Raw genomic sequence first — 11,018 nt, forward strand, 5'->3', positions numbered from 1 at the left:
CTTCAGTAGCAATCCTCCCGTACTCATTTTCTCACCCGCCCGCGGCGGAAGGACTAATACGACCAAACACACCTATGATAACGTGAAGCAACATCCTGAGGCTGTTGTCCACATCGTAGATGAAGGACTTTTGGACCGCATGGTCATATCCAGTTTGGAATACCCCCAAGGGGTCAATGAATTCGATAAAGCCGGACTGACAATGATCGAAAGTGAGAAGGTCAAGCCACCCAGAATCAAGGAATCCCCAGTGCATCTTGAATGCAAGGTCTTGGAGGTCAAAGAACTAGGATCAGAAGGAGCAGCAGGAAATCTCATCATCTGCCAAGTGGTCCACATGCACTATGCAGAGCATTTATTTCTAGAAGACGGCCGGGTGGATCAACAAAGATTGAACTTGATCGGCAGACTGGGAGGCGCTTGGTATACTAGAGCTTTTGGAGATAGCTTGTTCGAGGTGAAGAGCCATCCGATGCAGACCGTAGTAGGCTATGACAGTATCCCCCCTTTTGTGCGTGATAGTGCCTTATTGACCGCCCAGGATCTGACCCGATTGGCCCAGGCACATCGCCTCCCTGATGAGACAGAGGTCAATGACTTCAAACTCGATCAACTGGATGAAGAGTTCTTGAAATCTCAGGATGACCCGCCCGAATTGCAGCTCGCTTTGATAAAGAGATGTGTCGCATTCATTCGTGAGGAAAGAATAGATGAAGCATGGATGACCATACTATCCTATAATCCCTGAATAATCGATCTCGATCTCACGGTGGGCCCAGGACCGTTCTTGCTCATCCGTTTCCAGAATGATACGTCCGGTGTCATCAACTCTGATCAGCTTGGCTATACCTATCTTCTGTCCTTCCCTGTAAGGAACCTTCTCTCCCCTTCCCATCAAACGAGATTGATATTCATTCTCGATTGCATCCAACCGTCCGGAACGGAAAAGATCATAACTCCTCTCCAACTGATCAACAAGGGCATCCACCACATGAGAAAGTGCAGATTCCTCATCCAATACCTCTAGGATACTTATGGCTGGAAATGGTCGATCTGCAGTTTCGCTATTCACATTCAATCCGACACCCACGATGGCTTGACGACACCTATTCCCTGACCAAGAGGGTTCTACGAGAATGCCCGCAATCTTTCTTCCATAGACAAATACATCATTGGGCCATTTGACCTTGACCTCCATATTGAGCAAGGATTCCAAACATTTGGAAACACCCACACAAATAGCTTTGTTGAAGTAGAAGGCACGCTTGTTTGTGAGGTCAGGACGCAGAAGCACGGATATGGCGATGTCCTTTCCCGATCGCATACTCCATTTCTTTCCGAATTGACCTCTTCCATCTCGCTGATCATATGTCAAAATAGCAGTTCCTTCTGTCAGGGAATCCAGATCTGGGTGATCGGCCAGATAATTGTTAGTGCTCTCTACGTTGGATAGATAGATACACGGGTGGCCGAAATAGCTCATTTCACTTGGTAATTAGAGGGTTCGGACGTGGAATTCATGCTAGTTTTGCAGCCCAAAGGATCGAAGAACAAAGATATTGCATGACAGAGTACGACCCCCTCTTAGAGAGTGTAGTCAAAGGAATCGCAGAAGGTAAAGGCGAAGAGCCTGTCGTCTTGGACCTACGCAAGGTGCAAGCATCCATTTGTGACTACTTTGTTGTCTGTCATGGGAACAGTACAACTCAAACTGAATCGATTGCCCGCAAAGTGATCGAACAGACAAAAAAAGACAATGATGAAGGCCCTTGGCGTGAAGAGGGCTTCACTAATGCCCAGTGGATCCTTTTGGACTATGTGAACATCGTGGTGCATGTGTTCCATAAAGAGACCAGGGAATTCTACGAGATAGAAGAACTTTGGGCAGACGGGGAGAGAATAACACTCGACCAGAGTTCATCACAACAGTCCATCACAAGCTAGCAAGGAAATTAGATGTCAGAGAACGAGAATAAGAACAAGAAAAAGACAGAAGGACAGGGACAAGGAGGCGGAAGTTTCTATTGGATCTTTGCTGTAGTTGCTGGAATACTCCTCATGCTGACCATGTTCGGTGACGGAGGTGCTCTTCAAGAAAAGACCATCCCTGAACTCAAGCAAATGGTCGAGGATGGGGAGATCGAAAAGGTCTTGGTCGTCAACCGTCAATTTGCCGAAGTCACACTTACTAATGCAGCTCTGGATAGCGAGAAGTACCGCAACAAGGTGTCCAAGCCCCTCTTCGGCATGCCGGTATCGAGCGGCCCGCACTTCATCACCAAGTTCGGTGATATGGAGCATTTCAACAGTCTCCTCATCGATTGGCAAGAGAATTATGCCGTGGCTTACTCCTATGACATCCGTCAAGAGTGGGGTCGCGAACTCCTACAATGGGTACTACTCCTAGGTATCATGATCGCCATATGGGTGTTCGTGATGCGCAAGCTCTCAGGTGGTGGAGGACCCGGAGGGCAGATCTTCAACATCGGGAAATCTCGCGCCAAGATCTTCGATAAAGGAAAAGGGACCAACGTCACATTCAGCGATGTGGCCGGTCTCGAAGGGGCAAAAGAGGAAGTACAGGAAATCGTAGATTTCCTAAAACACCCTCAGAAGTATACTGAACTGGGAGCCAAGATCCCCAAAGGTGCCTTGCTCGTAGGACCTCCGGGAACAGGTAAGACCCTCTTGGCCAAAGCCGTGGCCGGAGAGGCCCAAGTCCCGTTCTTCTCATTGTCCGGTTCGGATTTCGTAGAGATGTTCGTGGGTGTGGGTGCTTCGCGTGTAAGAGACCTCTTCAAGCAAGCCAAGGAAAAAGCACCGGCCATCATCTTCATCGATGAGATCGATGCCATCGGCCGTGCCCGAGGGAAGAGTATCAGCATGGGAAGCAATGATGAACGGGAGAACACCCTCAACCAACTTCTCACTGAGATGGATGGATTCGGTACCAATAGCGGTGTCATCATCCTCGCAGCCACCAATAGAGCTGACATCTTGGACCGAGCGCTGATGCGCGCTGGACGATTCGACCGACAGATCTTTGTGGATATGCCGGATCTCAATGAGCGCAAGGCCATCTTCGAAGTGCATGTACGCCCTATCAAAGTAGATGACTCCGTAGATATCGATTTCTTGGCCAGACAGACCCCAGGCTTCTCTGGAGCGGATATCGCCAACATCTGCAACGAAGCCGCACTTATTGCCGCGCGGAAGAAGAAGAAAAGCGTAGGGAAACAAGATTTCTTGGATGCCGTGGATAGGATCATCGGTGGTCTGGAAAAGAAGAACAAGATCATCACTCCTCGCGAAAAAGAGGTCATTGCCTTCCATGAAGCAGGCCATGCTACGGTCAGCTGGTTGGTAGATCATGCCTCCCCATTGGTCAAAGTCACTATCGTACCCAGAGGACAATCTCTAGGAGCGGCATGGTATCTTCCGGAAGAAAGACAGATAACAACGACTGAACAGATGCTGGATGAGATGTGCGCTACCCTAGGAGGACGTGCTGCTGAAGAGATCGTATTCGGCAAGATCTCCACAGGCGCTCTTAGTGATCTGGAGAAAGTGACCAAACAGGCCTACGCTATGGTGACCATGTATGGTCTCGATGAAAAACTGGGTAACATCTCCTATTACGATAGTTCTGGTCAATCAGACTATACCTTCTCCAAACCATACAGTGAGAAGACTGCAGAACTCATCGACCAAGAAGTGAGTGCGATGATCGAGACTGCCTACGAGCGGGCCAAGGAGATACTCAGTGCCAACAAGGATAAACTCACTGAACTGGCCCACCAATTGGTCAAAGAAGAAGTGATCTTCAAAGAAGACCTGGAGAAGATTTTTGGAATGAAGGCCGAAACAGACAATGCGGCTTCGATCCTTCACATCGCTAATGAGAAGAAGAAGACCACCAAGGAAGACGATATTCCAGTTGTCGAAGAGGTTGCGCCAAAAGAGGATTCCAAAGTAGAAGGAGAAGAAATGAAAGATGATTCTCCAGACCATACAGAGGCAAACGCCAGTTGATCAAGGATCGAAAACATGTCATCAGAAGACTGGATCCTACTTCTATCCTCAAGCGATGCTATCCGCATCGAGATCGCCAAGGGTAGGTTGGAGGCAGAAGGCATACTCTCCGTCATCCATAATAAAAAGGACTCCAACTATGGATTCGGTTCAGTAGAACTGCATGTGCGTAGAGAGGATTATCTCAAGGCCAAGAACTTATTAGATGCCTAGCGCAGATTCCGATCTGATACAAAGGGCCGTTACAGGAATCCTATTCCTTCTTGTGATGGTCAGTTCCATTCTCATTTCCTTTTGGACAGCTTGGGCTATATTCGGCCTGATCGTAGTACTGGGTTCACTGGAGATGGCTCAACTCCTTTCTCTGATTAAGAAATGGGGATATGCCATCATCAATCTGCTCATATTCATCGGTTGTTCATTGCCTGAACTCTATTCGATCCTTCCTGTGCCTATGTTCTTGGTCATCGGACTGATGTTGAACGCGCTGGTCCTTAGGCAGAACGTTTCGCCCATGCAGTCCCGATCATTGGGGCTTTTAGGTACGATCCTCATCCCCCTCTCCTTTGCGCTGCTACTATCACCAGTCTTCTCAGATACCGACCGGTCTGGCATCCTCTTTTTCTTCATTCTGCTTTGGACCAATGACACCATGGCGTATGTAAGCGGACGATCACTGGGTAAGAGGCCTCTCGCACCCCGTATCTCACCCAAGAAGACCTGGGAAGGATTCCTAGGTGGCGTATTGAGTTCCATAATACTTGCCATTCTCCTGTCCGATCTGTTTGAATTTGGAAAAGGTCAGGCTATGATATTCGGACTACTGGTGTCGACCTTCGGTACTCTTGGTGACTTGACCGAATCCGCGATTAAGCGTGCCGTAAATGTCAAGGACAGCGGTGGATTACTTCCAGGACATGGAGGAGTGTTGGACCGCTTCGATGGGGTTTTTCTGGCGGCACCTATCGTTTGGCTCTTTCTCAGGTATTGGACATGATATCCCATTGAGTACTTTAGCCGACCTATGATCCGTGGTTTTCATAAGGAAGGGAGAACCTTTCTTCTCCTCAGTAGCCTGCTATCCATCGTGCTTGTTGTACTGATCTGGAAGTTCATTCCTCTCGTCTGGCTTCAAGGTCTACTTATTCTGACCGTGGTCGTATTTCTTTATCTGTTCTTCCAATTCTTCAGAGTACCTCATAGGAAGAGCATTCTCGACCCTGATAGACTTATTTCTCCTTGCGATGGTAAAGTTGTGGTGATAGAAGAAGTGGAAGAGACAGAATTCCTGAAGGAACGATGCTGGCAGATCTCCATCTTCATGTCTCCTCTCAACGTCCATATCAATTGGTACCCTGCGGCCGGTGAGGTGGTCTATTCTCACTACCATCCCGGTGCATATCTCGTGGCCTGGCATCCCAAATCCTCTACGGAGAATGAACGGACGACTGTTGCCGTAAGAGGCGAACGAGGCACATATCTGATGCGACAGATAGCCGGAGCCGTTGCCAGACGTATTATCTGCTATGCCCAAGTTGGTGATCGAGCAGCACAGAATCAGGAGATGGGCTTTATCAAATTCGGTTCTAGAGTAGATGTCTTCATCCCTTTGGATGCTCAGGTTGAAGTGGCAATCGGGGATAAGGTCAAAGGGAATCGGACTCCGCTGGCCTCATGGTCATAGAACATTGGCAACGTATTTGCGTTAAATTCGTAGAATCAGAATGAAGAATCTAATCGAGAGAGATATGAAAAAGACAATGATCGCCTTGGCCTTATTTGCATTTATCGGTGGTACAGCTGTTGCTACCTCTTCTGTCATGCAAGCCGATGTCATCGAAATGACCGATGGAGGCAAGGACAAGAAAAAGAAGAAGAAATGTGCAGATGATTGCGCTAAAGAGTGCTGCACGAAAGATGAGAAAGCTACAAGTACCAAAAGCTGTAGCAAATCAGAGAAGAAAGCATGCTGTGCCAAGAAAAAGGCTGAGAAGCTTTGATCGACAATACTTGGACTTAGGTCAGAAGCCTGCTCAATGAGCAGGCTTTTTTATTTGGCAGAATGCGAACATTAGTATCCGAAGAGCAATACGGCTCAACGAGAGTCAGTTCATGAGAATCCGAAATCCCAGTATTGTATCTCCAAACTGAAAGTGCCTACTAGACAAATTGCTAAGAAAAAAGGCCCGCTGTGATAGCGGGCCTTTTCAATTTCATGACGTATCGTCTCGATCAGATGCTCAAAGTCATTCCTAGGAACTCTGCATCATTCATCGCACGGTCACGTAGTGATGAGTCCATGGATATAGCCGTCTGCAAGTGGGTGTTGACAGCAGCATTGTCACCTTGACGTGCTGCGATGACTGCGCGTAGGTAGTGACCTACTGCAGTATCACCGTCAGGTGCTCTGTCCAAAATGCTTGCAGCTCCAGAGGCGTCTCCATTGAGCAATGTAGCCAAGGCCGCATTGAATGTGTCAGCTCCTTTCATGTTGCTCACTGCGCGGTCATAGTCACCATCTTGGATGTTGACGATACCCAGATTGTAAGCTGCTTCATCACCAGCTGACATTCCATTGCGGAACATCTCAGCAGCTCCTTTTCTATCTCCTCCCCTGCGGACAATAATTCCTCGGTTGTTGGATGTGATAGCATCAGAGCTGATGTTATCCGCTTTGGTGAACTGTGCTTCAGCCGCATCGATATCGCCTTTCTTCAAGTGGATCACACCGATATTGTTGGCTGCTCGGTTGTCATCCGTATATCTGGCTTCAGCATTCTGATAAATAGCCATCTGAGTATCCATATCCTCGTGCAGTTGTGCTGCGTAAAGCAATTCTTCCAAGTCCAGGCTATCAGGATTGGATGTGGATATAGCGATCAACTCCTCATCGGAATACCCTATGACGTCATAGGCAAGTTTCATCTCGGATCTACGTAGCTTGGGAAGGATCTCCTTGGCAATCTCAGTGTAGGTTTTAGAGAGATTCTTGATCTCCTTCTCACGCTCATTGACATCTGAGTAGGTCTCCAGGATCCGGATGATGAGTTCCTTGTCCTCGATATCGGATTGCTCCATGAGATTCCTGAAACCTTGCCAATCCTCTCCTAGGCCTTTCTCCTCATAGTTGCTCTCCAGTTCATCCAACTTCGCTCTATCTGCTAGGTTCTTCACTGTTCTCTCAGCACTCTCAGCACGGTTATCGGCCAGTACATTGTTACGATCCACTTCACCTTCTGGTGAGGCATAGGCATCGATATCCACTTCTTTGGCCTCCAGTCTTTCATCTTCCTTGAGTCTCTTGAGAAGATCTTTCCAGGCTTTGATATCCTCATCTCTCAATTCTGAAGAACGCACAGTTGGCGAGTTGACCAGATAGTTGATCGTGGCTACACTCTCCTCACGGATGATGCGCTGGAATTTGTCCTCAGCAAGAATGGGCTTATCATCATCTTGTACCAGATACGGAGTAGCGATGACTCCAACAGCGATCTTGGCCTCTCCGAGTTCTTTTCGGTTGGTGCCTTTACCCGCTGAGACGGTCACATAGAGCTCTGACTTCATCATTCCCTCTTCATAAGGGATAACATCAGAGTAGCTGAAATCACCACCAGTCTTACTGTTTATCACAGTACCATTCCCAGCAGCGTTCTCTCCTTGAACGGTCACAGTTTTGAGCTGGCGCTCTCCACCTTCCCATCGGAGTACAGGTGTTACATCCGCTATTGCATTCTTGTTGATGCTTTTCTCCGGCACAGTTCCAGTCACGTTCACACGTACACTATCCCCATGAGCCTCGAGCGGATCAGGGTTCACATTGTAAGTTACATCATCAAATAGGGAGCATCCTGTGAATGCCAGCCCCGCAGCGATAATGAAAGCGTAGTTCTTAAAGGATCTAAGAATCATATTGCTCGTTTTATTCTTTGTTTGGTCAGCTTACAGCTTGTATCACACCTTGTGATAGCTACAAACTTCGCGTTCTTGTTCAAGCCTCAAATATCTTGCGATAAATCAACAAAGTTGAGCCCTGTTGGAAAATTTCGTTGAATCACCCTCTTGATACGGTCGAAGTGATCCAATTGCCCTACGAAATCAATGCTTTTCATCGATAAAATGAGGGTACGTAGACCTTCTTGTTGTTTGAGGAAGTCCAGATAACCTTTCTGGACCCGGAGTAGGTATTCATCCGCTATCGATTGCTCATAGCTTCTGCCACGTTTCTTGATGTTCCGCAGAAGATCATCCGTATCCAGGTGGAGGTATATCAGTAGGTCCGGTCTTGGCAGATTGGAGAACATGATATCATAGAGATTCCGGAAGAGCTTCAGCTCATCACTATCGAGATTGGTCTTGGCGAATACAAGCGATTTTCCAATGAAGTAATCTGAAACAGTCTGATGTTTGAAGAGGTCGGGATTGGAGAAATGTGAAGTCAACTGATGATAGCGCTCTGCTAGAAAGAAGAGTTCCAATGGAAAAGCATGCTTATCGGGATCGGAATAGAATTTAGGCAGGAAGGGATTATCTGCAAACTCCTCGAGAACGAGTTTGCTTCCCCGATCCTGACTGAGCATATTGGCCAAGGTGGTCTTCCCTGCTCCGATATTCCCTTCTATGGCAATGAAATCATACATGCATCACACGCGTTGACAGTATCCTTGATCTTCAGATAGTTTGAGCAGATCGATCACCGTCCGTTCATGCACCGGAACCACGAAGTCAGGGGCTATGTCAGACCATGGCACGAGAACGAAATTCCTCATGTGCAGGAATTTGTGTGGAATGGTCAGACCCCGCTCTCGGACCACCTGGTCGCCATAGGCCAAGATATCGATATCGATCACTCGGGAATCGTATCCTTCACCTTGAGGGTCACGTACCCTGCCGGATCTATTTTCGATGTCATGGCATTTGTCCAATAGCTCCCGGGGAGAAACTTCAGTCTCGACCTCCCATACCTCATTGTAGAAAGGAGCTGAGATAAAACCCCAAGAAGATGACTCGTAGGTATGACTCCTCGAGACCACGGAACCTATAGTCTTTTCTACGGAATCCTTGCATTCGCTAAGATTCCGAGCTCTGTCTCCCATGTTGGTCCCTATGCCTAGATAGATCGATCTCAAAGTCGCTAAAATTAGCCTTTTGGCCTCATGAGCCTCCTTTTATGTGATCCCTAGATCAGAATCATCGATAAGGGACTATTTTCGAGCTGAAATCAAAATCCTCATTCTAGATGAAATCATTCTTCAAGGTCTTCTTCGGTGCCCTGCTTGCCCTGTTCGCGTTCTTCTTTCTCATAGTCATTGTATTGGTGGGGATATCGTCCATGTCATCAGATGATGAGTTCGCAGTCGAGGATAGCAGTGTACTACACCTGACATTCGATCGACCTATAGTGGATAGGGCCAATGAAAGCCCCCTGAATTTTGACTTCAATACCTTACAGCCTATTCACCAAGATGGATTGAACAACATCCTCAAACAACTGGACAAGGCCAAAGTGGATGAGCGTATAGAGGGGATATTCCTGGATCTGGGTTCTGTATCGGCAGGTATGGCCACACTTCAAGAGGTACGGGATGCCTTGGTCGACTTCAAGGAAAGTGGAAAGTGGATACATGCCTATAGTGAGATGTATTCTCAAGGGGCCTACTATCTGGCTTCGACTGCAGATGAGATATATCTCCAACCCGAGGGCATGATAGACCTGAGAGGACTCAGTGCAGACATCATGTTCATGAAGGGTCTATTGGACAAGGTGGGTGTCGAGGTACAGGTGATCCGACCTACCAACAATCGATTCAAGAGTGCCGTTGAACCCTTCATTCTGGACTCGATGAGCGAGGCCAATGAAGAACAATTATCACGCATACTCGAGAGTATCTGGTCTCATATAGCAGTAGATATCAGCACTTCCCGCGGTATCAGTCTGGAGCAACTGAATGATGCGGTGAACAATTTGGACTCAAGGAATGCAGAGCGGGCGATCGCAACGCAACTCATCACAGGAGAACGCTATAGGGATGAAATGATGGATTCACTTGAAGAACTCACCGAAGTCGAGGATGAAGAGGATCTGGAAATGGTCAGCTTGAGTCAATATAGCCGAGCGAAGGTCTCCGACTACACCGATCTCGAGAAGAAGCGTGCTGATGAGACAGTGGCAGTGATCTATGCAGCTGGTGGAATCAATTCCGGGAGTAGCGATGAAGAGTTTATCGGAAGTGATGACCTTTCAGCACTGATTGCTGACGCAAGGAAGGACAGTAGCATCAAAGCGGTGGTTCTAAGAGTCAATTCCCCGGGTGGAAGTGCTTTGGCCAGTGATGTGATATGGAGGGAGATGACCTTGACCAAAGAGGTCAAACCTGTGGTTGTGAGTATGGGAGATGTAGCAGCTTCGGGTGGATATTATATCAGCTGTAACGCAGATCGCATCTTCGCCTCGGAGACCACTATCACCGGATCTATTGGTGTATTCGGAATGATTCCCAACACCGAAGAACTCAATGAAGAGATTCTTGGTCTGAACCATGATGGCGTCAAGACACACGCTTTCTCAGACATCATGGACATCAATCGTCCGCTGCGCTCCAATGAGCAGGCCTTCTGGCAGGAGGCCGTAGACAATATCTATGATGATTTCACAGGCAAAGTGGCCAGTGGTAGGAATGTGGAACAAGAGTATGTCAATAGCATAGGTCAAGGGCGCGTATGGAGCGGACTGGATGCCAAGGACAATCAATTGGTGGATGCACATGGAGGACTTGAGGAGGCCATTGCATATGCCGTTGAATCCGCAGAACTCGAGGACTACCGGATCATCAACTACCCGGAGAAGAAAGATCCTCTGGAGCAACTCATCAGTGACATGACCGGACAGACCCGCATCGATGTGCTGAAAGAACTCAGCGGTTCGGATATGGCGCTGTATCGTAAGGTCAAAGCCTATCAAGATATCACCTCATGGAGTGGGATACAAG

At 47.9% G+C, this 11,018-nt stretch carries 12 protein-coding genes; 8 read left to right on the forward strand and 4 right to left on the reverse strand.

The features are described 5' to 3' along the window. Positions 1-748, forward strand: a 748-nt coding sequence (locus HKN79_07250; protein NNC83357.1) for a flavin reductase family protein, incomplete at its 5' end; no start/stop codon positions are given. Here the strand turns inward: HKN79_07250 and HKN79_07255 are convergent. Beyond that, positions 731-1,483: a biotin--[acetyl-CoA-carboxylase] ligase gene (locus tag HKN79_07255; protein NNC83358.1), complete on the reverse strand. Its 753-nt coding sequence runs from the start codon at positions 1,481-1,483 to the stop codon at positions 731-733. The two genes, HKN79_07250 and HKN79_07255, sit on opposite strands and share 18 nt — an antisense overlap. An 80-nt stretch (positions 1,484-1,563) precedes the next feature. Between HKN79_07255 and rsfS the strand changes: the two genes are divergently transcribed. The 6 genes from rsfS (at position 1,564) to HKN79_07285 (ending at position 6,032) form a co-directional block, all read left to right on the forward strand. Further along, positions 1,564-1,944 carry a ribosome silencing factor gene (gene rsfS / locus HKN79_07260; protein NNC83359.1) on the forward strand — a complete coding sequence of 127 codons (381 nt, stop codon included), beginning with the start codon at positions 1,564-1,566 and terminating at the stop codon, positions 1,942-1,944. A 12-nt stretch (positions 1,945-1,956) separates the two neighbouring features. Then, complete coding sequence (gene hflB, locus HKN79_07265; GenBank protein NNC83360.1) at positions 1,957-4,032, forward strand: ATP-dependent zinc metalloprotease FtsH; 2,076 nt, start codon at positions 1,957-1,959, stop codon at positions 4,030-4,032. Between the two features lie 15 nt (positions 4,033-4,047). Continuing rightward, the gene (locus tag HKN79_07270) at positions 4,048-4,245 is read left to right on the forward strand and encodes a DUF2007 domain-containing protein (protein ID NNC83361.1); all 198 of its coding nucleotides are present in this window, start codon (positions 4,048-4,050) and stop codon (positions 4,243-4,245) included. Then, on the forward strand, positions 4,238-5,029 hold the full coding sequence (locus HKN79_07275) for a phosphatidate cytidylyltransferase (protein NNC83362.1): 792 nt from the start codon (positions 4,238-4,240) through the stop codon (positions 5,027-5,029). The genes HKN79_07270 and HKN79_07275 overlap by 8 nt, the downstream gene beginning before the upstream one ends. A gap of 27 nt (positions 5,030-5,056) precedes the next feature. After that, entirely contained in the window at positions 5,057-5,716 is a 660-nt protein-coding gene (locus HKN79_07280; protein ID NNC83363.1) for a phosphatidylserine decarboxylase family protein, read from the forward strand. Between the two features lie 64 nt (positions 5,717-5,780). Next, a complete protein-coding gene (locus HKN79_07285; GenBank protein NNC83364.1) occupies positions 5,781-6,032 on the forward strand; it encodes a hypothetical protein in 252 nt (83 codons plus the stop codon). A gap of 232 nt (positions 6,033-6,264) precedes the next feature. Here HKN79_07285 and HKN79_07290 read toward each other — a convergent pair whose 3' ends face one another. From HKN79_07290 to folK, 3 genes are all read right to left on the reverse strand, one after another. Beyond that, a complete protein-coding gene (locus tag HKN79_07290; GenBank protein ID NNC83365.1) occupies positions 6,265-7,941 on the reverse strand; it encodes a hypothetical protein in 1,677 nt (558 codons plus the stop codon). A gap of 86 nt (positions 7,942-8,027) precedes the next feature. Next, positions 8,028-8,669, reverse strand: a complete 642-nt coding sequence (locus tag HKN79_07295) for a deoxynucleoside kinase (protein NNC83366.1) — start codon at positions 8,667-8,669, stop codon at positions 8,028-8,030. A gap of 3 nt (positions 8,670-8,672) precedes the next feature. Beyond that, positions 8,673-9,158: a 2-amino-4-hydroxy-6-hydroxymethyldihydropteridine diphosphokinase gene (gene folK / locus HKN79_07300; protein NNC83367.1), complete on the reverse strand. Its 486-nt coding sequence runs from the start codon at positions 9,156-9,158 to the stop codon at positions 8,673-8,675. A 110-nt stretch (positions 9,159-9,268) separates the two neighbouring features. On the opposite strand from folK, the gene sppA reads away from it, so the two are divergent. Then, on the forward strand, positions 9,269-11,018 hold a 1,750-nt coding region (gene sppA, locus HKN79_07305; protein ID NNC83368.1), incomplete at its 3' end, for a signal peptide peptidase SppA.

It is taken from the genome of Flavobacteriales bacterium (assembly GCA_013001705.1).
Taxonomy (GTDB): Bacteria; Bacteroidota; Bacteroidia; order Flavobacteriales_D; family JABDKJ01; genus JABDLZ01.